Source organism: Bacillus sp. FAU18 (assembly GCF_056033885.1).
Map to the genome: position 1 here is coordinate 1,355,711 of NZ_JBVYHZ010000003.1, position 23,999 is coordinate 1,379,709.

Genomic DNA, 23,999 nt, shown 5'->3' on the forward strand with positions numbered 1-23,999 from the left:
TAATAAGGCTCTGATAAATTTTAATGTTGATAATTACGCAAAAATAAAAGGAAACCATAGTAAATAGGGTTTCCTTCAATCTTGTTTATGTAACGCGCCCAATTCTGGAACAGTTAACTGTCTTATATAAGACGGCTCTCTAAAGATTCGATTGCCAGCTTTAGTGCAGTTAAGCGACGCTCATTTAATGTTTTTTGAGAACTGCCTTCTTTTGCTTTTGCTATTTGTTTTTCAATAGATGGAATGATATCTTGTAGAACTTCTTTATGAGTCAATATGATTTCTTGCTCATAGCAAAAATCTTCACCATTCCAAGTACCTTTTAGGCTTTCTAAACCAATTTTTACAGCGTTCAGTCTCTTTTTGACAAGAGATGTGTTTGAACCTTTTTCTGTCGTGCTTTTATAAGCATTTGAAAGTTTACTAAAAGTTGATTCCAAGGATTTAATGGACAAATCTTGAATTTCTTGGCTAACAATCTTCATATACAATCCTCACTTTTCATTTTGAAAACAACAAATCAACACTTTTTAACAATCCTACTCAATAGCTGAATTAGTACTACGCCTTGAATTTTGCGAGTCGCAAACTACCATATGTGTCTGTCATTTCAAATGTAAATGATGTTAATAGAAATTCTATTAAATGCTGTTGTCAATATATTGTTTGAATTTATAACGTCAAGGGAATTTAGTATAGTATTTCCTGTACATTAAGTTTGCTCACTCAAGGGAGTCTTGCTCATCCCCTATGAAAGAGGGTGAGGCTATGTCAACATCCAGGCAATAATGCTAATGCTTGTATTCGGGTCATTTATAATTGCCCTGTTGACATATATAAATAAAAAATAGACCTCCCTTGAGCCTAAGAACCTGAAGGGATAGGTCTACCAAGAAATCACATCGAGCAAGCCCTTTACTGGGTAGCTTTTGTACAGAGACGGGGTATTGAGCAATTGCAATATTTTTACTTAATCGTCCCAGTCTTCCTCCTCTTCCCAATCATCTCTCGCTTCCTGAATCTTATTATAAAAAAATTCAATAAAGCTTTCTGCAACAGTATCTTGATAACCAATTACCCTATCCCATTCAACTACTGGGCATTCTCCGTCTTTCATTTTATTCGTATCTAGACAGTAAGCAAAGTAATCAACATCTTCAATAACCACAAGTCCATCAGTAAGGCCATAGTGTTCTTTATATTCATTAGTTCTATTTACAACTGATGCATGATCAAAGTTGTAGCCTAAAACTAAAACACCGAATAAACCACCAGCACCGTATTTTTCTAAAAACCATTTATAACTGTTGGGGAGATCGCATTGGAGGTTTTCTTCAATGCGACCAATGTTTTCATGACTTGCGCCTTCTGTAAATATAGCATTTTGTTTATTTTCATTAATAAAGTTCTCAACCTTCGAATAAATCATATAGACACCTCAATTCTCATTTTCAAATTGTTTCGCTCTCCACTTCCAATATCTCTTTCTAAAGCTCTCGTATTGTGCTTTTAAAACCTTATCATTTCTAAAACTTTCACCATCAGACTTAAGCTGATGAATGACATCACTATATTTTGTATGTAAGCTGTTCGGGATTTCAAGCATTGGGCCAGGTTCTTCTTGAATCAAGTGATGTAAATTAATCTGTGTACCGTCTTTTGCATAAGGGGCATTCCCGTTTTTCATAAGCTGAAGATTTGTAACACCGAATTCTGTTTTTTGATTAATATCAATATCTTTCATAGTATACACTCTACGGCTTACATCTTTAACTTTCCCCTTCGCCTTTACCTTCCCCTCTATTTCATATGCTTCATACTTTACTTTATTTAGCCAAGGGGGGCTTATCTTTTGGCCAGTAAACGGTTTTCTTGTTCCATCCGGTATTTTCTTCGCATTAGTCAAAAGTTCATTCTTAAGGCTTTGGCTATCAACCACATTGTATGGCACATTATCGGCTAGAGCAAAGTCGTACTTAGGATTATAAGGCAGCAAATCTGGAATTTTGACGTCCTTAATTTTCTTTCCTGCCTGACTTGCTTTGTTTATTACTTTGCCCGCTGCATCTGCCTTGTTAATGGCTCCTGCACCTTTTGTTCCAAAAACAGCTACAGCCACTGAACCAACAGCGTAGGTTACCCACCTTGATCTAGAATAGGCATCCCCATTCACCATATCTTTTTGATATGACTCTTCTATTGCTGCTGAAATAGCGTCATAGGTTTTCACTGGATGAATAACTGCATTCCCCAGTGCTGAGAGTGTTTCTCCCGGATCGGTGATGAAATCCCATATGCCAGTTACAGTGTCTTTTCCTACATCATATAAGCCTACTCCTACACCTTTTACAATATCCCAGGTGACTTCTCCTGCCTCTTCTAGCTGCTTCGCTTGTTCAATTTGCACTGCAAGCTGTACTTGAGCTGGCTCGAGATTCTCGTAGCCTACTTTCTTAGCAATCTCTAAATATTCATCTGGGTCAGATACACCGTCATTAAGCTTCTTTTTCAATTCCTTTATTTCACGTTCTTTAGCTTCTTCTTTCTTCACGCTTAAATAAGATTCAGAATGCTTCTCAATATCGCCTTTTTTCTTATGTATGTCACTTTCTCTATACGCTTTGGCGTTATAGTGAATCGGAGTGGCGTTCTTCCCTTTGCCTGTTGATTCCTGCAGCTTTTTAAAATCTTGCTGGATGAACTGTTCGTTAGGCTCTGTTTCGACGTATTCTGTTTTTAAATCCTCATCAAGCTTGTTTAGCTTATCGATTGTTTTTTCACGTTTGTCATCTGCAGAAGAAAGTTTGTCTTTGAAGTCTTCTGTTGAAAATATTTCAAGGGGAAGAATATCATTGATGTCGTTTAATATGTCTTTCATTGCTTTTTTCTGTTCAGACATAATGGATTTTGATTTTGTATAGGCGTTAGCCAACTCGTGTTCTAAAAAGGATTCTTCTATGTAAGCATCAGACATCTTAGCATCTTCAAGTTTTGCAGACATGCTGCTTAAGAAAGCAATCTTTATGTCAATTAAATCAATCCATTGATCAGTAACACCGACATGATCATGATAAAATGCTTTAATGTTGTCAGCACCCTTGCCTGAAAACTCACTGTCATCTAGGGTAGCTACGTTTTGAAAAGCTTTTCTTAGCTTCACCATTTGCGACCTTAGTTCCTTATACTCTTTGGTTCTTTTATCGGCCTCAAAGAGTAATGAATCAGCCTCAAATACCTTCATATCATTTCTCCTTCCTAGACTACTCTATGTAAATTTTACCACAGTAATCTATTTGAATAACAGAAAAAGACAGCCAAAATGACTGTCTTATACATCACACTATCTTGTTCTATAATAATTTTCTGCGGTATAGTAGCGCCAATCCCAAAAAGGTTCCCCATTGGCCAATATATACCGGTCTAAAAATATTTCAAAGTTTACATTTAATGGATTATATTCTAAACCACTTTCAAATATATAGAGATAGTTGGGATCACCTTGGTTCACTTTATCTTTATCGATCATTAAATGGCATTCTTCCAATAAGTAGCCAATTGGAATACCATTGATATCTTCAAACAAATCCTCATATTTTAACTCCTCTTCAATCTCTTCAAGGCTAAATAGCTGAAGTCCTCCACCTATATTCTCCCCATCAGAAAGAATCTCAAAAATTTTCGCACCGTTATGCAGTGTCATGAACTTCTGATAATCCTCTGGAAGGGTAATCTGATGTTTAGCTTCAAAGCTTTGAATGTCGTTAAGGGTTGCTTTGTCCTGTGAAAATGTAACAAGGAACTCCATGATATCCCCTTCAGAACAAAACAATTGAATGGCTCCTTTTTCATCTAAAAGACTTTTCAAGCCATTTACCGTCTTATGAACAAAGTTAGTCACATACATCACCCCTTTATTTCCTTTTAACAATAACCCTTTCAAATTCCAAAAGATATGAACAGATCGTGATAGGCGCTCTTTTCAGTGAATATAATGCAATAAATTCTAAAAAGAGGTGCCTTCAAAAAGTGAATTCTCTAATGAATGATGACATGGTAAAGATCATTCGAAATGGCCTTAGCGCATCGCAGCATCCAAAGCGCATTCTTGTTATAGGAGCTGGATTGTCCGGGCTTGTATCAGCATCATTGCTGAAAAATGCCGGTCACAGAGTAACGATTCTCGAAGCGAGCGGCAGAGCGGGCGGCCGTGTCTGCACTTTGAGATCTCCCTTTAGTGATGATTTGTATTTTAACGTTGGCCCGATGCGCATACCGAATAACCATTCGTTAACCTTAGAATATATCAAAAAATTCAAATTGCCAACAAATGTATTTCTCAACAGAACCCCTATGGACATCATTTATGCAAATGGAATCAAAACACGTCTCCAAGTTTTTGAACGAGCTCCTGGAATATTGAGATACCCAGTTGCACCAAATGAACAAGGGAAAACGTCTGAAGAGCTGATGCTTTCTTTACTGCAGCCTATTCTAAATTTTATCAATCAAAATCCAGCGAGAAATTGGCGGATTGTCGAAGAACAATACAAAAATGAGTCGTTAAGTTCTTATTTGAACAGGTATTTTTCCTATGGCGCGATCGATATGATCGGTGTACTTTTGGATATGGAAGCGTATATGGGGATGTCCCTTGTTGAAGTATTGCGGGAATCTATCTTTTTTTCATCGCCCGCTCACTTCTATGAGATAACTGGCGGCATGGATCTGCTGCCTCACGCGTTTCTTCCTCAATTAAAAACAAACATTCTATACCATCAAAAAATGATGAAAATGTCTCAGGGTGAAAATAGTGTTACGATCCATTGTCAGCATCAACAAACGGCAGAATTCACATCATTCACAGCTGATCTCGCTATTGTAACCATTCCTTTTTCAACGTTGCGATTTGTAAAAGTTGAACCATACCATTCTTTCTCTTACTATAAACGAAGGGCCATCCGTGAGCTAAACTATATCAGTGCAACAAAAATCGGCATAGAGTTTAAAAGCCGATTTTGGGAAAAAGCTGGGCAGCGCGGCGGCAAATCTATTACTGATCTACCGATTCGTTTTTCGTATTATCCAAGCAGAAATATTGGAGCAAATGGACATGCTGTCATTCTGGCCAGCTATACATGGGCCGATGAGGCACTGATATGGGACAGTCTTTCAGAAGGAGAGCGAATCCAGTATACTTTACTGAATTTATCTGAAATCTATGGCGATATTGTATGGTCTGAATTTGTGTCTGGCACTTCTTTTAGCTGGAGCCTATACCCGTATTCTGCGGGAGGTTTTACAGCTTTCGAACCAGGACAAGAATTAGAGCTGTATCCCTATATTCCTGTCCCTGAGGGCAGAATTCATTTCGCCGGAGAACACGCCTCACTCACTCATGCGTGGATGCAAGGCGCGATTGAATCTGGAATACGTGTTGCTTATGAGGTCAATCGCTTACCTTAGATCATGCTCACCTTTTGTACTAAAAGATTATTACATTTCATATAATAAGATCTTGATTAGACGGACAAATTCATCACATTAACAAAGTAACCCTTGCATTCCTTCGCCCTCCATGCTATATTCATATAGCGATGAGCTGAATTGTGTAAGCCGATGTACATGCCTTTACGGCACACACGAATGTGGCGTGTGGTGCATCGCCTCAATACGCAAAAGACGTTTGCCTTAGGCAAACGTCTTTTTTGCGTTATCCGATTTTTGTGCCGTTTGGGACAGGCTGATCCGGCTGCAAAAGGACGACATCGCCTTGGCCGGGTATGCCACCGAGGACCAAGACTTCCGATTTAAATCCGGCGATCCGGCGGGGCGGAAAGTTCACGACTGCTATGACTTGCTTGTTGACGAGACCTTCCGGCTGGTAACGCTTCGTGATCTGCGCACTCGATTGTTTTATGCCGATTTCTGTCCCAAAATCTATTACAAGCTTGATTGCCGGTACTCTTGCTTCAGGAAATTCTTCCGCTTTTACAATTGTTCCCGTTCTGATATCCAATTTCTCAAAGTCTTCAATGACTGCCATATCAATAACTCCTTTTTCTCCTATTGTAAAGGAGATATTCAAGATTCGTTTAACCAAATAGCCATTATTTTTTATCTGAATATAAGGTGTTTCGATACAGGCGGGGCGGCATTCCTGTGCTTTTTGTGAACCATCTTGTAAAAGAAGAAAGGTTTTGAAAGCCCAGCGCCTCGCTCACGACGGTAAGGGTTTCATTTCTCTCCATCAGCATTCGTTTTGCTTCCTCAAGGCGAAGGTCGGCAATATAGTGCTGCGGGGACTTCCCTGTCTGTTTTTTGAACCAGCTTGAATAGTAAGCTGGGTGATAATGCTCGATTTCTGCCAGCTTCTTAATCGTCAGCCGCTCAAATAAATGGCTGTGAATGTATGCAATTGAGGCATAGCTATGGGATTGAAGCTTTTCTTTTATGTATTGTACTAGCATATGAAGCGAGTTGGCTGTTCTGGCCTTTGCTTCCTCTGTCAGCAAGTACCTGATCGAAGACCAGAAAGGATCGAGTGCAGCTTCAATTCCCGATCCTGCACGATACTCATCAATTTTCATTGCATGAAGCGGAACATCCAGTACAAGACATTCATTTCTTCCGATAGAACGGAAGCGATGCTCGTACTGCGGCGGAATATATAAAAAATGATCCGGATTTAATTTCACCTGGCGCCCCTCAGTCTCAAGATCTATACTCCCTTCAAGCGGAAAAAGAAATTGGCTGTATGCGTGGTTATGTGAATGATAAAGACGTGTGTATGTCCGTTTTTCGCAAATAATCTCTTGAAGCGAACTCATCAGCAACCCCCTTCCTCTGATTATCTTTTGATCTGGTAATGATGTTCAGATATAGGTAAAAATCCCTTTTAGGCATATCCCCGCAGAAGTCCATACGCTATTTGCCCTTTTGGTTACGCCAAACTTCGCTCTGAGAAGCCATTGCCCTATGCTTTTTTGAAAATAAGCCGGCCATGAAGCTGCCGCTAACCGTTCAATCTTGTGAATGTCATCCATTGCATAATGCCTCTCGCCTATGTATACTCCCTTGATATTATACAATATTCAGAAATATATGACATCCATTCATTTGTTTACATAATATTTTTATTGTTTATTTAATAATCCTGACAAAAATGTCCTAATTGAAAATGACAGGCTTTCTAAAATGTCCTCCTCACGTTCAAATGCTTCTTTTGCGATTAAAGCAGTAAAGCCATGCAGCAGGCTTCTAAGCCCCCTTGTCGCATGAATGGCAGTCTTTTCACTTGCATAGCCGTTTTCAATGAGCAGCTTCGTCACAAGACAGATAATTTGGTCAGAGACGATTTCCGTCCGTTTGTCCTGAACCTTAAGCAGAGCCGCTTCATAATATCCGGGATTTTCAATTGCAAAATCAACATATGCATGAGCTAAAGAAAGCATAGCGGAATCTCCCTTTCGTTCGGTTACGGAGTCCGCCATTTGATCAAAAAGCTTTGTCAGTCCTCTGACAGCAAGTTCTGCTCTGATCGCTTGCAGCCCGTTGATATGGTTATACAATGACGGGGGACGCACATTCATTTTTTTAGAAAGTGCCGCAAGTGAGATACCATTTACCCCTTCCTGATCGGCGATTTCAGCTGCAGCGTCTATAATCATTTTTGGGGTTAATCCTATTCTCGGTGACATGCCCATCATCCTTTCTTTGCTTTTTGGATCGCCTGTCTCATCCGCTCTGAAGGTGATCGCAGGAATTTTCCATGTCCGACAGCAAGACAGGTAGGCGCCTTATCGGCGAGCAATTGTGCGCTTTTGATGGCCTCCTCCTTATTCCATGTAGCGAAGGCGGGAAAAGGAAACGCCCATTTTATCTGGCCTGATACAGCGATTCCTCCGCGCAACTGGAGCGCATCCCCTGCTATTAAAGTGCCGTTTCTAGTATCAATAAATGACATGCTGCCTGGTGTATGGCCCGGTGTAGGGATGGCAAGCAGAGAACCAATTGTTTCACCGCCCGTCAGCAGTTGGTGAGGCTTTGTTTGTATGTGTTTCGGAATACCTCCTTTTATAGGCGTCTGCGGCTCATCTTGCCGCAAGGATGTGTCACCTTGAAGCAAGAATGAATCCCGTTCCGAGATCATGACCTTTGCATGCGGAAATGTTTGTGCCAATGTATCCAGTGATCCAACATGGTCCCCATGTGCATGAGTCAGTAAAATATGCTGAAGCGGTTTTCCAAGCTGGTTCACGGCTTGAATGATTCCTTTATAGCTGCCTGGAAGCGCAGCATCAATAAGGGTGACTTCGTTTTCTTCCTCTACTAAATAGCAATTGACTGGAAACAATGCTGGAAAAAAAGTCAGCTGCCAAACCGTTTGGTACTGAGTAATCCTCATCTTTTTATTCCTCCTAACAAAAACTAATGGTGTTAGTTTTATTATTAACTAACACCATTAGTTTTTCAAGAGTTTTATTATTTTTTAATCGCTACATAAATGTTAACTTGTGCCCGCTGTGGCACTGCGGCACTTTGATCATACATCTCAAAGTCACCTGTAAACGTGCGCAGATGCCGCTTATCCCAAGTCCAAATTTCCTTCCATGTTTCAAGCACAATCTCTTCAATAGGGCCGATTCTGGAAGTGAAAACGGCGTAAGCGGAAGCCGGCAAATCAATGTTTTCATATGGTCCCGGAAGAATGTCGTCGTATTCCTGAAATGTTCCGACTGAAAACGTATATAACCCATTCGTCTCTTGTTCATAATTCGAATATAAGGCAATAATGCTCTTGTCTTTTTCAGACTGTGATAAAAGAGCGCTCATATCCTGCTTCCAGAATTGGTCCCACAGTGCCGGAATCCGCCTTTCTTCTGTCATTTCCAGTGCGTTGCTTGTCCGTTGTGACAGTCCGGCAAATCGTTTCCTGTCTAAGTGTGTCATATGTGAAAAGCCCATACGATCCCCTCCTTTTTACTAAGATTATAGACAAAGAAACCTGACAGCAGTGTGTCAGGTTTCATATATTTTTTGCATGTGATGAATGGTTTCTTTTACTTTATCCCGTATATGAAGAGGCTGCAGAACCTCAATATCCTTTCCGAACTGGAGCAAAAAACCGATCAGCCATTGATCTTCTGGAAGCGAAATCACTGCCCGGCAGATTTCATCTTCATCACAGTGTAGGACATCATATCCGAACCATTCACCTATGCGCTGACGTGCTGCCGGCTGAACAAGAATAACCAATTCAGTTAAACGGTCCTTTTGGTACCAACTCTTATCCCATGGCAAAGTGTCCAGCTGAATGTCTTTTCTGATAAAGGTCTGATGTAAGATGGCCAGATCTTTCATCCGGTTTAGTTTAAAAAAACGAAAATCATTTCTTACCAGGCAGTAGGCATATAAATACCAGTGCCCCGCCTTGCAAACCAATGTATAAGGTTCAGTTTCCCGAAGTAGTGTTTCCCCGCTTGCGCTTGTATATGTAAAAGATATCGTTGACAATCGATCGATGGCGGCGCTAATTTTCTCACGAAGCGCCTTTTGATCCTCGGTATGGCCCCATGCCGTCATGTCAATAAACCATTTTTCTGTTTGATGCTTAAATGCTTGAGCAGAGTGCTCCGGTATAAGATGTTTGATTTTTTGATAGGCTGTGCTGTGAGAAACGGGTTCATACATAGATGAAACGCTCTGCAAAGCGGAAGCAATTGCAAACAATTCCTCCTCCTTCAGCCACTCTCTTTCAAGCCGATACGTTTCCATGATGCCAATTCCGCCCCCGGAACCCTGTGAGGTCACAATCGGAATACCAGCCCTATTGATCGTCTCAATATCACGGTAAATTGTTCTGACAGATACTTCAAACAGCTCAGCAAGCTCTGCAGCCTGCACTTGTTTTTTGCTGATCAATAACACAACCATCGCTAACAAACGTTCCAGTTTCATTCTGCGCACCTTTTCTTCTTGTATTTTCCAACAAAACCATCATAACATTTTGATAAAGCTTGGGCATATCTATTATGCGGCGGAATTCACCTCGCATATGCTATGAAAGCAGGGGTTTCCCCTTCTTTTTTGTGTTCAGTATTTTATTTCAGCTACTATTTCCAACCGGATAAGCATACACTTCTCAACGGAGGGGATTTCACATCATGCATCTTACACTTCAGAGCGTTTATCCTGCCATGATCATCATCTTTTTTCTGTATAAAAAAATTAAAAGGTCCATCGGATACCAGCCGCTGAAGCCCCGCTGGCTGTTCACCCGCGTCATTCTTTTCTCGCTGTTTGCTTTTGGCCTTTCAATCTTCAGCGCCATTCACCCTTTTTTATATGGATATCTCATTTTGGGCATTCTTGGCGGATGGCTCCTTGTCTTTTTCGCTAAGAAAAACATCTCCTTTGAAAAACGCAGAGGAAAGATCTATTTTCGGACTCATATTTGGGTAGAAATGATTCTCTTAACCTTATTCCTGTCAAGATTTCTATATCGAGTGACAGAGCTTTATCTTACCTCGCCTGATCTAAACCGCCTTGGATCATACAGTCAGTCAATCGGAACGGACCCTCTGACAATTGGCGTCTGTTTTCTGATAGCCGTTTATTATATCGGTTTTTCTTCTTTTGTCATCAAGCTCAGCAGAAACGAACTCGAACAGCACGAACACAATAAAGAAAAAGACATCCTTGCCCGCTAACAGCGAGTTAAGCAAGGATGTCTTTTTCAATCATGCTGTGTATGATGGATCATTTGCTGAAGAACATCTAAAACATGTTCATCCTCCGGAGAGTAATAAATCGATGTTCCTTCTCTGCGCGATTTGACAAGCCGGAGATTTTTTAAAAATCTAAGCTGGTGGGACACGGTGGATTGCAGTAAATTCAGCTTTTCTGCAATTCCGTTTACAGCATGCTCACCCTGGGACAATAAATGGAGAATCCTGATTCGGGTTGGATCAGAAAGCGCTTTGAATGTTTGCGCGACTAGAAACAGCGTCTCCTCGTCCAGATCAGCAGCCGATTGTTCCGTTTCTCTAAATTCAGTCATATGTATCACCTTTCTTTATTCATAGTTTTATCTTATAACAAATGCGCTTGAGTGCAAACCAGCCTGCTTGTATTCCATTTCAATCTCATAGTTTAAATTTATGTTTCAAATCAGGTTTTTACTTGGTCTGATATACCGTCTTATGTCATAATAAAAAAGGTCATACTGCTCCAAACATTGAGGGTGAAACACAGTGAAGAAAAAGAGAAAAGGCTGTTTCGCTGCTGCGGGTTTTATGATGATTTTTGTCTTTGTCATCGCCTCTTTTTTATTGGTCCTGCTTTTTTTCAACCGGGATTTAATCAAAAAACTTCCGATCGATACGAAAACCATTGTTTTGGAACGTTTAACCGATTACAAACCCTTGGTGGAAGAAGAGCTTGAAAGCCAAGGACTCTCTAATTATACATCACTCATATTAGGCATGATGTATCAGGAGTCAAAAGGAAAAGGCAATGATCCCATGCAGTCCTCTGAATCTCTGGGGTTAAAACGCAATGAGATAACAGACCCTCAACTCAGTGTTAAACAAGGCATCAAGCAATTTACCCTCATGTACAAGACCGGTAAGGAAAAAGGCGTGGATTTGGATACCATTATTCAAAGCTACAACATGGGGGCAGGTTACATTGATTTTGTAGCTGAACATGGAGGAACGCATACTGAGGAATTGGCAAAACAATACTCCGAGCAGCAAGTCAAAAAAAATCCTGATCTGTATACTTGCGGGGGAAATGCGAAAAATTTCCGCTATCCGTATTGCTACGGTGATTATACGTATGCAGAAAAAGTAAAAGAAAAAACAAAAACTGTTGAAGAATCTTTGCAGGTTGCAACACTTGAAACCATGGAATCCAAGGCTCATGAATAAGAGTCTATCAATTTACTGACAAAAGCCCAAAAATGAATTTGGGCTTTTGCCATGTTTACATGTAAAAAAGCCATACTGAGTATGGCTTTTAATAATACGGTGAAATCATCAAATATACAATAACGCCTGTAAGGCTTACATACAGCCATAGAGGCATTGTCCATCTCGCAATTTTTTTGTGGCGCTCTACCTGCATGCTGAAGCCTCTGATCAGCGTAAACAGCGCAAGCGGTACAATGATTGCAGAAAGGCAGATATGTGTAATTAAAATAAAGAAATAAATCGGGCGCATAATACCTTCTCCGCCATAGAGCGTGTTTTCCGCAATTGAGTGGTACGTCACATAGCAAATCAAAAATAGTAATGTTGTTGTGAATGCGGCTAAAATAAAGCGTTTGTGAGCTTTGATATTTTTCTGTTTAATCATAATCAGCGCGGCCAATAAGAAGATAAACGTAAAGCTGTTGAATATCGCATTAAGCATTGGCAAAATGTGAATATTCGCATGGCTGAACTGATCTAATTTAGGCATAAAAAACAGCACTGCGATTAAACCGTTAATCAGAACTGTCAGCGTAAGGACAATCCCCGTGTAATTTTTCGGTTTATTTTCTGTTTGGTTCATTTGGTGACCTCTCCTAATTTGTACTGGCTATCCAAATCGTATGCAAATTCAAAGAAGATGTCAACGGTTTCGATTGCTTCGTCAGAAATTAGACACACTTCAAAGGCCGGGGGCTATTAGCCCCGGCCTGTTAGGTTTACGCCTCTTTTATCAAATGTTCAATGACCTTATGTTCATTTTCATTCAGCAGGTTCTTTTGAATTTTCGAATGAATGGGTTTATTCATATGCTGATCCAAGATATCTGCCGTTTCTTTATCCCCGGCAATAACCATTCGTTCCCATCTTTTCACGGCAGCTTTTTGATCAAGGCTGGCAGCCAGCCGCTTATACAGTCTCGATTGGTTCTCTGTTATATGTTCCCTCATCCGCTTCTCTTCAAATGGTGCCGCTTTGTCTACAGCGGAATGGCAATTCTTCCAAGATTCATTGATCATATCATACTCATAACGCTCCACCGCCTCAATTTTCCCTAAAACGGTTTCAATAATTTTCACTTCATGCTGCTGAGTTAAAATAAACGCCGTACTTGGGTATGCCTGACGCAAACCCTTTAGCTGATCCAGGACAGCTGTTTCTTCCCAGTAAAATCTTGTATCTACAGGGACTTGAAGCTTAATAGGTTCCCATATGCCGCTGTCGGAAACAAAAAACACGAGACTGCGGGGCATGTCTTTTCCCATTGCATTCAAGTATTGATTCATTTTAGCCCTGATTCCATCCAGACACTTTTCCTCCTCTGGATCACTAGCTGCCAAATACTCTTTTAATCGGCTGAATCCTGACTTTAGGGCAATCTTCCATTCTCCCCCCTGCTGCTCTGGATCTCTCATGTCTGTATTGAGATACAGAGAGAGAATTTTATCCGGCGGTTCCAATTGGACATACTGTAATTTGTTAATCAATGAATCAATCGCCATTCCGATTCCTCCTTTTTCACAGGTTAGTTTTCTTTTTCCTCTCTTAAAAACGATCAAACCTGACTTTCCGCTAATTTCTAGTAATAATGGAATTGTTGTTTACAATACGCCTCTCTTCTAATACAATTGGTAACTGTGTTTCTAAGCTGATTTTTGAAAGGAGTTTGGTCTTGTTTACTATAAAAGAAAAAAATCGTCAAGAGCTTGAGGAAGAACTAAATGATTTAGAATTTCAAATTTATCGCATGCAGGAGAATATGAAGGATTTATCTAAAGATGCCAAAGTGCTTGGTATTGATCAATCGAAACATGATGAGTGGATGATTGTTTCCTCGATTGATGATGGCCAAACATGCAAAATTATGCTAACTGATTGTAAAACGGCTTACCGAGGAAAAGGCTGTTTTTCACTTGTAGCGTCTTACAAGGACGATGCCATTCATATAGGGGATATAACAGGCCCTCCGAATCACGGGTTTGGCTCCATTTGCATGAAATATTTAAAAGATATTGCAAGAGACCACAATATACCGAAAGTCACCGGAGACATCGCCAAACGGGATTGGAATCATGTAGACCGGCTGATTCACTTTTATGAAAAACATCAATTCAAAGTATGTATCGATCATGATACCCAATCCGGCAGCATTAAGTGGGTTGATTTGTAAAAAAGTCTGGAAGAAAGAGCCAAGATATGCTGTAATGGTATAAAACCATTGATGGAGGGTTTTATGTACGCCTCAAAACTGAAAAAGGGAGACGAAATCCGGATCGTGTCTCCCGCGACCAGCATGTCTATATTATCAAATGAAGCAAAAATCCAAGCAAAAACGGCGTTAGAACGCTTAGGTTATCGGGTAACCGTCGCTGAACACGCAAATGAATGTAACGAATTTGATTCATCCTCTATCGAGTCAAGAGTCCATGATCTGCACGATGCCTTTTTTGATCCAGGCGTCAAAGCGATTTTAACGACACTCGGAGGGTTTAATTCAAATCAGCTGCTGCGTTATCTTGATTACGAGAAAATCAAACGACATCCAAAAATTCTGTGCGGCTATTCCGATATAACCGCTCTTTGCAACGCAATTTATCGAAAAACGGGTCTTGTTACGTATTCAGGCCCCTTCTTTTCAACATTTGCAATGAAAAAAGGACTCGATTATACAGAGGAGTATTTTCTTTCTTGCTGCGCTTCAGACGATCCGTTTGAAATTCACCCCTCAAGTGAGTGGAGCGATGATCGCTGGTTTTTGGATCAAGAAAACAGGCGTTTTTATCCTAATAACGGCCCTGTTGTAATCCAAGAAGGTTATGCGGAAGGCAATTTAATTGGCGGAAACTTATGCACGCTTAATTTGCTGCAGGGAACGGAGTATTTTCCTGAAACAGAACATACTATTTTATTGATTGAAGATGATTATATGTCAGACATCCATATGTTTGACCGCGATCTGCAATCACTCATCCACCTCCCCGCTTTTTCACATGTAAAGGCGATTTTGATCGGCAGATTTCAGAATACATCAAACGTATCAATGGATCTTGTAAAAGCCATGATCGAAACAAAAAAAGAATTATCCGGCATCCCGATCATCGCAAATATAAATGCCGGACATACCTCGCCAATTGCCACGTTCCCTATAGGAGGAACATGCAGGATTGAAGCTATTTCGGGCACATCACGAATATGGATTGATAAACATTAATCAGCTTGTAAATTTTTTTACAAGCTTTTTTAGCGCAATCAGTTATACATGCCGCACGAGACATGACAAATGTCATATAGGAGGCATGATGTGTGCTACTACAAAAGACTTCTCTCATTAGCGTATACTGAACCGAGACACACAATGAGAGGATACTTACTATGACTGAACAAACCATTGCACATAAACAAAAACAGCTGACAAAGCAAGTCGCTGCATTTGCTCAGCCTGAAACAAAAAACAGCCTGATTCAGCTTTTAAACACGTTTATCCCATTCTTCGGCCTATGGTTTCTTGCTTATCTCAGCCTCGATGTCTCCTATCTTCTTACGTTAGCATTAACGGTGATTGCCGCAGGTTTTCTGACAAGAATTTTTATCATCTTCCATGACTGCTGCCATCAATCTTTTTTCAAACAAAAACGCTATAACCATATTCTCGGTTTTCTGACAGGTGTCCTGACTTTATTCCCGTATCTTCAATGGCAGCACAGCCATTCGATTCATCATGCGACTAGCAGCAATCTGGATAAACGCGGAACAGGAGACATCTGGATGTTAACAGTAAACGAATATAAAGCTGCATCCAGACGAACAAAGCTTGCATACAGAATTTATAGAAACCCGTTTATCATGTTTATTCTCGGACCGATTTATGTTTTTCTGATCACGAACCGTTTTAACAAAAAAGGAGCAAGACGCAAGGAACGTGTAAACACATACCTTACGAATCTGGCAATTGTCGCGTTGGCTGCCGCTTGCTGTCTGATCTTTGGCTGGCAATCGTTTTTACTGGTGCAAGGCCCGATATTTCTGATTTCAGGTTCAATCGGTGTTTGGCTGTTTTATGTGCAGCATACCTTTGAAGATTCTTATTTTGAAGCGGATGAAAACTGGAGCTACGTTCAGGCTGCTGTTGAAGGCAGTTCATTTTATAAACTCCCGAAACTGCTTCAATGGCTAACAGGCAATATTGGTTACCACCACGTTCATCATTTGAGTCCAAAGGTGCCTAACTATAAGCTTGAAGTTGCTCATGAACATCACGAACCTTTAAAAAACGTACCGACAATCACCTTAAAAACAAGCCTGCAATCACTCGCGTTCCGTCTTTGGGATGAAGATAACAAACAGTTTGTGTCATTTCGGGCTATAAAACATATACCTGTAAGCCTTCCGCCTGATTCACCAGAAAAACAGAAGCTGCGGAAGAACGCCTGATGTTAAAGGAGGTCTTCTAATATACTAGAAGGCTTCCTTTTTATTGTTGGAGGGTGCATTCTGGCTTTCACAATGATAAAGTTACAAGTAAGATGAAAAGCTGAAAATGAGGTAAGATCATGATTAAAAATCATTTTACATTTCAAAAACTAAACGGGATTACGCCCTATATATGGACGATATTTTTCATCCTCCCCTTCTACTTTATATGGAAATCATCATCTACATTTGTTATTATTGTCGGCATCATTTTGACGCTTTTATTTTTTTCGGTATATCGATTTGCTTTTGTCTCAAAAGGCTGGACCATTTATTTGTGGGGATTTTTATTAATTGGCATTTCAACCGCCTCCATTACCCTGTTCAGTTATATTTATTTTGCTTTTTTTATCGCGTATTTTATTGGAAACATTAAGGAACGCGTCCCTTTTCATATTTTATATTATGTCCATTTAATAAGCGCAGCCGTCGCAGCCAATTTCAGTCTCGTATTAAAAAAGGAATTCTTTCTGACACAAATTCCTTTTGTCGTCATTACCCTCATCAGCGCAATTTTATTGCCCTTTAGTATAAGAAGCCGCAAGGAGCGCGAACGGCTTGAAGAAAAGCTCGAGGATGCAAATGAACGGATTGCAGAACTAGTAAAATTAGAAGAACGTCAGCGAATTGCCCGCGATCTCCATGACACGCTTGGGCAAAAGCTTTCTCTTATCGGGTTAAAAAGTGACTTAGCAAGAAAATTGATATACAAAGATCCCGAACAAGCAGCTCGTGAACTGAAAAGTGTTCAGCAAACAGCGCGAACTTCTTTAAATGAAGTAAGAAAAATCGTTTCCTCTATGAAGGGCATCCGGCTCAAGGATGAATTGATCAACATCAAACAAATTCTCGAAGCAGCTGACATTATGTTTATCTATGAAGAAGAGAAATGGCCCGAAAATATCTCATTGCTGAATGAAAACATTTTGAGCATGTGCTTAAAGGAAGCTGTCACAAATGTCGTCAAACACAGCCAGGCTAAAACTTGCCGAGTTGACATTCAGCAGCTCTGGAAGGAAGTTGTGATTACAGTGTCTGACGATGGAACATTCAAAGGAGGAGAAAATTCCTTTTCAAAAGGACATGGCTTACTCGGGATGAGAGAACGGCTTGAGTTTGCAAACGGAAGCCTTCACATCGATGCCAAAAACGGAACCAAGCTTACCATGACAATTCCTAATAATTCAAAATAAACATAAAGGATGGCTTATATGATTAGTATATTTATTGCAGAAGATCAGCAAATGCTGCTGGGCGCTTTAGGATCACTTCTAAATCTCGAAGACGATATGGAAGTCGTAGGCAAAGGTACAACCGGCCAAGATGCTGTTGATTTTGTCAAAAAACGCCAGCCTGATGTATGTATTATGGACATTGAAATGCCCGGAAAAACAGGGCTTGAAGCTGCTGAGGAGCTAAAAGATACAGGCTGCAAAATTATCATCTTAACCACCTTCGCCAGACCCGGTTACTTTCAGAGAGCTATTAAAGCTGGCGTTAAAGGCTATTTGTTAAAAGACAGTCCGAGTGAAGAGCTGGCCAACGCCATCCGTAGCGTCATGAACGGAAAACGCATCTATGCACCTGAGCTGATGGAGGACTTATACAGCGAAGCTAACCCTCTTACAGATAGAGAAAAAGAAGTGCTTGAACTTGTGGCTGACGGTAAAAACACAAAAGAAATCGCTCAGGAACTCAGCATCAAAAGCGGGACGGTGCGGAATTATATCTCAATGATTCTAGAAAAGCTTGAAGTGAAAAATCGAATTGAAGCCATTACCCGTTCAAAGGAAAAAGGCTGGTTTAAATAAAAAGGGATCTTGGCATCTGCCAGGATCCTTTTTTTAACCTGAAATTCCCGTTTGAGAACCTCGTCGCAACCAGAATTAAACTGATCCATATCCTCGCTCCTAATGCCCGCGGAACGATTGTTTGGTTAACAGCCCAATAAAAGACAGGATTGAATGATATCCCTGTTAAAATGGTCGGCCATTGCACATCAGCAGAATTTCTGATATTGATTATATTGTATTTTCAGTATGACAAAGTTGTGCCACTTCGCTCACGAAGCTGCCATGCCCCACTGCAAGAGCCTAATAACACAATAAAAAACCGTCTGAAATCAATCCGATTCCGTAAATGGCATCTGCTACATCCAACTGCTTATTATCTGCCAAAAAAGATACAACATTTCGCTGATCAAAGATAGTAACAACCAGCTATAAATGTCATGATGCCGAATGTCTCTGTCATGTGGAATCAATCATTTACCCGAGAGCCCCTGAATCGCACATAAAGAGAAAAACGGGACCACTTTCTTTTATCAGCATATGATATAAACAGCTCTAAGCAGAACAAAAAAAGACACAAGCCAAAAGCTCATGTCTTTTATCACAATCTATATTTTTAGTTTAAGACTTTAACACTTACAGTTTTGACGCCCCAATTAGAAGCATCACTTTTACTTGGTACAAATACGTCGATTTTATTTCCTTTAATAGCGCCGCCAGTGTCTGCTGCTGTTGCTTCCCCGTAGCCTTCAACATAGACTTTAGAACCTAGCGGAATCACATTAGGATCAACCGCAATAACTTTCGCGTTCGGGTTCTTATTTAAGTCAATGCCTGTAGCTGTAACGCCGGAAATGCCGCCGTCGTTAGCAGTGTAAGCAGTAGCAGTAACTGTTAGTTCTTTTGAAGCTTCTTGATTATTTGTATTTGATTGAACAGCCTTCTCTTCTGTGTTAACAGAAGTTTCTGCCTCAGCTTTTGTTTCTTGTTTAGGTTGCTGTTGTACAGCTTCTTGTTTAGGTTGCTCTTTTTGCACAGCCTCTTGTTTTGGCGCAGCTTGAGGTGCGTTTGTTTGCGCATTCTCAACAACTGTGTTTGCTGCTGTTGCCTGACCTTTTACTGAAAGAGTTGATCCAGCATAGATCATGTCAGAGCTTAAGTTATTCCAAACTTTCAGGTTGTTGACTGTCGTGCCGAATTTTTGAGCAATCTTAGAAAGCGTATCTCCCGCTTTAATTGTATATTGCCCAGTCGTGGTTGTTTCTTCTGAAGAAATGGTCAGTTTTTCTCCTGCAATGATTTTATCAGAAGTTAACTTGTTCCATTCTTTTAAGTCCTTTAGGTTCACTCCATTTTTCTGAGAGATTCCCCAGAGCGTATCACCCTTTTGCACCGTAATTTCTTTTGCAGAAGCGTGAGCTCCGAATGCAGTTGTTGAAAGTGCAGCAACTGCCACAAAGGACATAATCGTCTTCTTCATAAGTAAATCCTCCCTTGTTAGCTTTTTATTGGCGGCTAACAGGTGATATCGTAACACACGTAAATGTCAAATCAATAACAAAAAGATATGATTTAGATTACAGTTCCTTTACATGAAGGATTTCTCTCTGATGGAAAGACTTGCTGAACCCTTGATATAATAGGCTTCGCAGGTCTTTTTATTTTGAGGCGAAACAGAGAAAATAAAATGTGTTTTTTATAGAAAAAAAAGATTGTTTTTCTGTTTTTTTAGTCTGTCATCCTTGCATAAGCTTGTATTTCTTGTAAAAAAAGCCGGCCGTATTTTGCTCTTTTTTGTTCTCCGACTCCTTTTATAGACAAAAGTTCATCATCATTTACGGGTTGTTTTCCTGACATTTCTTTTAACGTTTGGTCAGAGAAAACAACAAATGGCGGAACACCCTGCTCAGCCGCAATTTCTTTCCGAACCATGCGCAATCGTTCAAATAGCTCGTCATTTTCAGTAATCGCTGCCGCTTTTAACGCTTCTTTTCTCGCTACTGATAATTCTCCTTTCAGCACATTCCTTCCTTTACTGCTGACAAAAAGAGTCGGAAACGTTCCGTCTGACATCCTGATGAAGTCGTCAGAAATAAGAAATTCGATAAAATCACTGATTTCGCCAACGGATTGGTGTTTTAATATCCCGTATGTTGAAAGGTCGGAAAAGCCATTTTCAAGAACTTTTTTATTTTTGGAGCCGGCAAGCACCTGGGCAACCATCGTCTTGCCAAACCGTTCTTTCATGCGAATGATACAAGATAAGACCATTTGCGCCTCCCGCGTCACGTCATGGGCCGCTCTTGTATCGGTACAGTTTCCGCAATGTCCGCACGCATCAGGCTCCTTTTCTCCGAAATACATAAGGATAAAACGCTGCAGACAATCTTCCGTATGACAGTAGTCGACCATTTGTCTCAGCTTTTTTAAATCCTGCTTTTGTTTCTCTTCATGTTCTGATTGCTCAATTAAGAAGCGCTGCACCATAATATCCTGCGGTGAAAACAGGAGAACACATTCACTGGCAAGACCGTCCCGTCCAGCTCGTCCTGCCTCTTGATAATAGCTTTCCATATCTTTCGGAATTTGTGCATGCAGAACAAATCTGATATTTGATTTATCAATACCCATTCCAAAAGCAGAGGTTGCCACCATCACTTGAAGCTCATCATTAAGAAACCTTTCCTGCTGCTCTTTTCTCACATCATCAGCCAAACCTCCATGATACCGGCCTGCCCTGACCTGATTTCGTTTCAATCTCTCATATATCCGATCAGCTTCTTTTCTGGTCGCTGTATAGACAATTCCTGCTTCATGCCTGTTGTTTTGCACATATTCGTCTATAAACCGATCTTTATTTTCTCCTTTTACTACTTTAAAGGTTAAATTATCTCTGGAAAATCCGGTATATACCGTGTTTTCTTTTTGAATATGCAGCTGTTTGCAAATATCATCATGAACCTCGGGTGTGGCTGTTGCTGTTAACGCCATGATGACAGGCTTGTCGTGTAATTCACGGAACAAGATTTCAATATTCCTGTAGCTTGGCCTAAAATCATGGCCCCATTGAGAAATACAGTGCGCCTCGTCTATTGCGACCAAAGGAACAACTATACCCTGCAAAATCCGGATAAACTCTGTGGACGTTAGTCGCTCTGGTGTAATGTAAAAAAGCTTATAAGCCCCTTCTTTGAGTCCGTTCAGCCTCTCATATATTTCCTGATTGGATTGTGTGCTGTTAATGTAGGCGGCGTTAATTCCCGCTTCTTCTAACGCATCAACTTGATCCTTCATCAAGGAAATCAACGGTGAAATGACGATCGTCGTCCCTTCAAACATTAATGCCGGAATTTGATAGCAAATCGATTTGCCGCCTCCCGTCGGCATAATGCAGGCCGTATTTTGCCTCGCTTCCGTCACCAAGCGGATCGCTTCATCTTGGCCGTTCCGAAACTTCTCATAACCAAAATAATGAGCCAGAAGGGATTGGGCTCTATGTAACATAACGTGTAAACCTCGCTTTTCCTTGAATTTCTCCCATCATATCATAAAAAAGCGGCCTTCATTTCTTTCACACAAAAATGGAATATTCACTATACCAAACCTTTTTAGATAAAATAAAAAGCCATTTCCGAAAAGGAAATGGCTTTCGCTACGTCTTGCCGTATGCAAGTAAGAAAGTTTTAAACCACCACTCCTCAAAGTGGGTGTTTGCAGAAACGTTCCTGTCGTCCTCTGCAATGGAGGCATGACATTCCGGCTTCGATATAAAACTCCCTATTACAGCTTAAAGGTTAAAACTTAATTAACAATACGCACAAAGTAGCTTCTTTAATATAGTACACCATCAGGCGGTTTTAATCAAGAGGTCAGAACAATTGTTTAGAAAAACTTTTTCCAGTGAATAAAACTGTTTTTTCTCCAAAATACCTGACAATTCGACAAACAAAAAATATATTACAATAAAAAAACAGCCTTTTTCGCTAAAAGCGAATAATTATTTTCTTCTATATTAATGTGTATATACAAAAAGACTCCTATTTGTAACGATAGGAGTCTTGGCTTTATTAGAATTTTGCAGCAAGATCTTTTGCTTCTTGTAAACCTTTTTCAACGATTTCTTGCGCTTGATCAGGTGCTGCATTATGTCCTTCGATGACAACTGTGTGCAAGTCTTGAACACCCCAGAAACCAAGAACTGTTTTCATGAAGTTTAATGACATTTCAAGTGCAGCCATTGGTCCTTCTGAGTAGACACCGCCGCGAGCGTTAAGAAGCGCAACTTTTTTGCCGCCCATTAAACCGACTGGTCCTTCTTGTGTGTATTTGAATGTAACGCCTGCGCGAGACAGATAATCAACATAAGTATGAAGCACTGCTGGCACTGTGAAGTTCCAAAGCGGGAATGCGAAAACAACTTTGTCAGCTTTTACAAACTGGTTCAGATATTTGTCAGCAATTGCTGCTTGTTTTTTCTCATCTTCTGTCATTTCCATTCCTTGACCTGCTTTAAATGTTCCGTTAATCATATCTCTGCCAAGGTAAGGAAGGTTTTCCTTATGAAGATCTAATTCAACCACTTCATCATTAGGGTTGTTTTCTTTATAAGCAGCTAAGAAAGCTTCGTAAAGTTTAGTTGAAACGCCTTCTTCAGCTGTACGGTCGCTTGATTTTACAAATAAAACTGTAGACATTTGTATTCCTCCCGGTAAACTTTTTATATTTACTTACAAATAGTATGTTACTTTCTTTTTTACGCAAAGTCAATCACTTTATTTTGAATATGAGATTTTTTTTCAAAAAAAAGCAAGTACATCTAATATCGGTGTACTTGCTTGCCATTTTTACTTCGAATCTTGTTCACGATCCAAGATTTCATACGTCTGCGAGCTTTTTTGATCAATTGTTTCTTTGTTGGATAAATCTTTTACCTGTTCATGAAACTCTCTTTCATAAGAAGGAGCATCTGTCTCCAGATCATCCTCCACATCAGCTTGGGCCTCAACTGTCATTCTTGCATAAGGAACAGCTTCAAGTCTTTCGTAAGGAATCTCTTGGCCGGTTTTTTCACACACGCCGTAAGTTCCGTCTTTCATCTTTTGTAATGCACGGTTGACCTCCTCTAACAGCTCCCGGTCAATCTCTCTCACTGTTTGGTCTGTCATCCGGTCTGTGACGAGCGTCCCGTGGTCTGCCATATGGTTGTCAACCCCATTGGAAAGCTCCCCCACTTCTTCCGTCATTGATTCTGTTTCCTTTTTCTCGCCAGACAATTCTTTTTGCATATCGAGCAATTTATGATAGAGATGCTGTGTTTGTTCTTTTGTCAGTGCCATGTATATCCTCTCCTTTCTATCCTGTTTCCCGTTTTGCCTTCTGTCAAACATGGGAACATCGATGGAAAGATGAGCTACTGCCTTTTTGAACGGATCGTGACCGCTGGCGTCGATGGTGCTTCGGATTTTCGTTGGCACTTTTTGTCCTTCTCTTCTGGCGGTATATAATAGGTTGCGCCTATATTTAATCTGCCGCTCAGTTCATCAATGGTCAGCTCGCCGAATTCAAGATGATAGTCAATTTTTTCGACATTCAGCGTTTCAATATGTATATAGGTTTCTTCAGACTCCTGTTTGCTGCTTTGTTTTTGTTTCTCAATCACTGAGAGTCTTTCTTCACATTCACGCAGTTTGTCAAGTTCTGGTTTCAAGCAATGCCTGATCAGCGACCGGAACATTTTTTTCATGACATCACGACCCTTTGCATACTC

General features: G+C 40.4%; 25 protein-coding genes, 1 other RNA gene and 3 pseudogenes. 9 read left to right on the forward strand and 20 right to left on the reverse strand.

Annotated features, from left to right (window positions below):
* Positions 1-122: 122 nt before the first annotated feature.
* Positions 123-485, reverse strand: coding sequence for a hypothetical protein (locus tag AC0OMU_RS06930; RefSeq protein WP_181219347.1), 363 nt, complete (start codon positions 483-485; stop codon positions 123-125).
* 303 nt (positions 486-788) lie between these two features.
* Between AC0OMU_RS06930 and AC0OMU_RS06935 the strand changes: the two are divergent.
* Positions 789-862, forward strand: a pseudogene (locus tag AC0OMU_RS06935) (putative holin-like toxin).
* A 108-nt stretch (positions 863-970) separates the two neighbouring features.
* On the opposite strand, the gene yobK reads toward AC0OMU_RS06935, so the two are convergent.
* The 3 genes from yobK to AC0OMU_RS06950 form a co-directional block, all read right to left on the reverse strand.
* A complete protein-coding gene (yobK, locus tag AC0OMU_RS06940) occupies positions 971-1,429 on the reverse strand; it encodes a type VII secretion system immunity protein YobK (protein ID WP_015383841.1) in 459 nt (152 codons plus the stop codon).
* A 9-nt stretch (positions 1,430-1,438) separates the two neighbouring features.
* A complete protein-coding gene (yobL, locus tag AC0OMU_RS06945) occupies positions 1,439-3,241 on the reverse strand; it encodes an LXG family T7SS effector ribonuclease toxin YobL (RefSeq protein ID WP_474241021.1) in 1,803 nt (600 codons plus the stop codon).
* Positions 3,242-3,340: 99 nt separating this feature from the next.
* Positions 3,341-3,898 (reverse strand): SMI1/KNR4 family protein, encoded by a 558-nt coding sequence (locus AC0OMU_RS06950; protein WP_032726556.1) that lies wholly within the window; start codon positions 3,896-3,898, stop codon positions 3,341-3,343.
* A gap of 128 nt (positions 3,899-4,026) precedes the next feature.
* Here AC0OMU_RS06950 and AC0OMU_RS06955 point away from each other — a divergent pair, with 128 nt between their 5' ends.
* Entirely contained in the window at positions 4,027-5,463 is a 1,437-nt protein-coding gene (locus AC0OMU_RS06955) for a flavin monoamine oxidase family protein (RefSeq protein WP_181219353.1), read from the forward strand.
* A 247-nt stretch (positions 5,464-5,710) separates the two neighbouring features.
* Here the strand turns inward: AC0OMU_RS06955 and csaA are convergent, their stop codons facing one another.
* From csaA to AC0OMU_RS06990, 7 genes and pseudogenes are all read right to left on the reverse strand, one after another.
* A complete protein-coding gene (csaA, locus tag AC0OMU_RS06960) occupies positions 5,711-6,043 on the reverse strand; it encodes a chaperone CsaA (protein WP_014477051.1) in 333 nt (110 codons plus the stop codon).
* Positions 6,044-6,107: 64 nt separating this feature from the next.
* The gene (locus AC0OMU_RS06965) at positions 6,108-6,833 is read right to left on the reverse strand and encodes an AraC family transcriptional regulator (protein ID WP_474241022.1); all 726 of its coding nucleotides are present in this window, start codon (positions 6,831-6,833) and stop codon (positions 6,108-6,110) included.
* 22 nt (positions 6,834-6,855) lie between these two features.
* A pseudogene (locus tag AC0OMU_RS06970) lies at positions 6,856-7,043 on the reverse strand (GNAT family N-acetyltransferase, cg3035/Rv0428c family); the annotation flags it as partial.
* Positions 7,044-7,120: 77 nt separating this feature from the next.
* A pseudogene (locus tag AC0OMU_RS06975) lies at positions 7,121-7,697 on the reverse strand (TetR/AcrR family transcriptional regulator).
* Positions 7,698-7,702: 5 nt separating this feature from the next.
* A complete protein-coding gene (locus tag AC0OMU_RS06980) occupies positions 7,703-8,404 on the reverse strand; it encodes an MBL fold metallo-hydrolase (RefSeq protein WP_251217733.1) in 702 nt (233 codons plus the stop codon).
* A 77-nt stretch (positions 8,405-8,481) separates the two neighbouring features.
* Entirely contained in the window at positions 8,482-8,964 is a 483-nt protein-coding gene (locus AC0OMU_RS06985) for a GyrI-like domain-containing protein (RefSeq protein WP_015383850.1), read from the reverse strand.
* Positions 8,965-9,018: 54 nt separating this feature from the next.
* Positions 9,019-9,957: a helix-turn-helix transcriptional regulator gene (locus tag AC0OMU_RS06990; protein WP_474241023.1), complete on the reverse strand. Its 939-nt coding sequence runs from the start codon at positions 9,955-9,957 to the stop codon at positions 9,019-9,021.
* Between the two features lie 206 nt (positions 9,958-10,163).
* Here AC0OMU_RS06990 and csk22 point away from each other — a divergent pair, with 206 nt between their 5' ends.
* A complete protein-coding gene (gene csk22 / locus AC0OMU_RS06995; RefSeq protein WP_063335160.1) occupies positions 10,164-10,709 on the forward strand; it encodes a mother cell-specific sporulation protein Csk22 in 546 nt (181 codons plus the stop codon).
* A gap of 26 nt (positions 10,710-10,735) precedes the next feature.
* Here csk22 and czrA read toward each other — a convergent pair whose 3' ends face one another.
* A complete protein-coding gene (gene czrA, locus AC0OMU_RS07000; protein WP_003231284.1) occupies positions 10,736-11,059 on the reverse strand; it encodes a Zn(II)-responsive metalloregulatory transcriptional repressor CzrA in 324 nt (107 codons plus the stop codon).
* Positions 11,060-11,252: 193 nt separating this feature from the next.
* Here czrA and AC0OMU_RS07005 point away from each other — a divergent pair, with 193 nt between their 5' ends.
* A complete protein-coding gene (locus AC0OMU_RS07005) occupies positions 11,253-11,930 on the forward strand; it encodes a lysozyme family protein (protein ID WP_003231283.1) in 678 nt (225 codons plus the stop codon).
* 88 nt (positions 11,931-12,018) lie between these two features.
* Here the strand turns inward: AC0OMU_RS07005 and AC0OMU_RS07010 are convergent, their stop codons facing one another.
* Both AC0OMU_RS07010 and AC0OMU_RS07015 read right to left on the reverse strand, forming a co-directional pair.
* Complete coding sequence (locus tag AC0OMU_RS07010) at positions 12,019-12,555, reverse strand: DUF420 domain-containing protein (protein ID WP_003231280.1); 537 nt, start codon at positions 12,553-12,555, stop codon at positions 12,019-12,021.
* A 136-nt stretch (positions 12,556-12,691) separates the two neighbouring features.
* The gene (locus AC0OMU_RS07015; RefSeq protein ID WP_015483331.1) at positions 12,692-13,474 is read right to left on the reverse strand and encodes a VLRF1 family aeRF1-type release factor; all 783 of its coding nucleotides are present in this window, start codon (positions 13,472-13,474) and stop codon (positions 12,692-12,694) included.
* A gap of 170 nt (positions 13,475-13,644) precedes the next feature.
* Here AC0OMU_RS07015 and AC0OMU_RS07020 point away from each other — a divergent pair, with 170 nt between their 5' ends.
* The 5 genes from AC0OMU_RS07020 (at position 13,645) to desR (ending at position 18,253) form a co-directional block, all read left to right on the forward strand.
* Positions 13,645-14,142: an N-acetyltransferase gene (locus AC0OMU_RS07020; protein WP_015483332.1), complete on the forward strand. Its 498-nt coding sequence runs from the start codon at positions 13,645-13,647 to the stop codon at positions 14,140-14,142.
* Between the two features lie 63 nt (positions 14,143-14,205).
* Complete coding sequence (locus AC0OMU_RS07025) at positions 14,206-15,183, forward strand: S66 family peptidase (RefSeq protein WP_015483333.1); 978 nt, start codon at positions 14,206-14,208, stop codon at positions 15,181-15,183.
* Positions 15,184-15,344: 161 nt separating this feature from the next.
* On the forward strand, positions 15,345-16,403 hold the full coding sequence (gene desA, locus AC0OMU_RS07030) for a Delta(5) desaturase DesA (protein ID WP_015383856.1): 1,059 nt from the start codon (positions 15,345-15,347) through the stop codon (positions 16,401-16,403).
* Between the two features lie 119 nt (positions 16,404-16,522).
* Positions 16,523-17,635 (forward strand): two-component sensor histidine kinase DesK, encoded by a 1,113-nt coding sequence (gene desK / locus AC0OMU_RS07035; RefSeq protein WP_015383857.1) that lies wholly within the window; start codon positions 16,523-16,525, stop codon positions 17,633-17,635.
* A gap of 18 nt (positions 17,636-17,653) precedes the next feature.
* Positions 17,654-18,253: a two-component system response regulator DesR gene (desR, locus tag AC0OMU_RS07040; RefSeq protein WP_004399356.1), complete on the forward strand. Its 600-nt coding sequence runs from the start codon at positions 17,654-17,656 to the stop codon at positions 18,251-18,253.
* A 595-nt stretch (positions 18,254-18,848) separates the two neighbouring features.
* Here desR and AC0OMU_RS07045 read toward each other — a convergent pair.
* The 6 genes from AC0OMU_RS07045 to AC0OMU_RS07070 form a co-directional block, all read right to left on the reverse strand.
* A complete protein-coding gene (locus AC0OMU_RS07045; RefSeq protein WP_015383858.1) occupies positions 18,849-19,712 on the reverse strand; it encodes a LysM peptidoglycan-binding and 3D domain-containing protein in 864 nt (287 codons plus the stop codon).
* Between the two features lie 248 nt (positions 19,713-19,960).
* Complete coding sequence (recQ, locus tag AC0OMU_RS07050; protein WP_015383859.1) at positions 19,961-21,736, reverse strand: DNA helicase RecQ; 1,776 nt, start codon at positions 21,734-21,736, stop codon at positions 19,961-19,963.
* Positions 21,737-21,877: 141 nt separating this feature from the next.
* A non-coding RNA gene (gene ssrS, locus AC0OMU_RS07055) (6S RNA) lies at positions 21,878-22,064 on the reverse strand.
* Positions 22,065-22,299: 235 nt separating this feature from the next.
* Complete coding sequence (gene azoJ / locus AC0OMU_RS07060; RefSeq protein WP_003231260.1) at positions 22,300-22,926, reverse strand: FMN-dependent NADH-azoreductase AzoJ; 627 nt, start codon at positions 22,924-22,926, stop codon at positions 22,300-22,302.
* 150 nt (positions 22,927-23,076) lie between these two features.
* Positions 23,077-23,568, reverse strand: coding sequence for a TraR/DksA family transcriptional regulator (locus tag AC0OMU_RS07065; RefSeq protein ID WP_014477068.1), 492 nt, complete (start codon positions 23,566-23,568; stop codon positions 23,077-23,079).
* 74 nt (positions 23,569-23,642) lie between these two features.
* The gene (locus tag AC0OMU_RS07070) at positions 23,643-23,975 is read right to left on the reverse strand and encodes a hypothetical protein (protein ID WP_015383861.1); all 333 of its coding nucleotides are present in this window, start codon (positions 23,973-23,975) and stop codon (positions 23,643-23,645) included.
* Between the last annotated feature and the right edge of the window lie 24 nt (positions 23,976-23,999).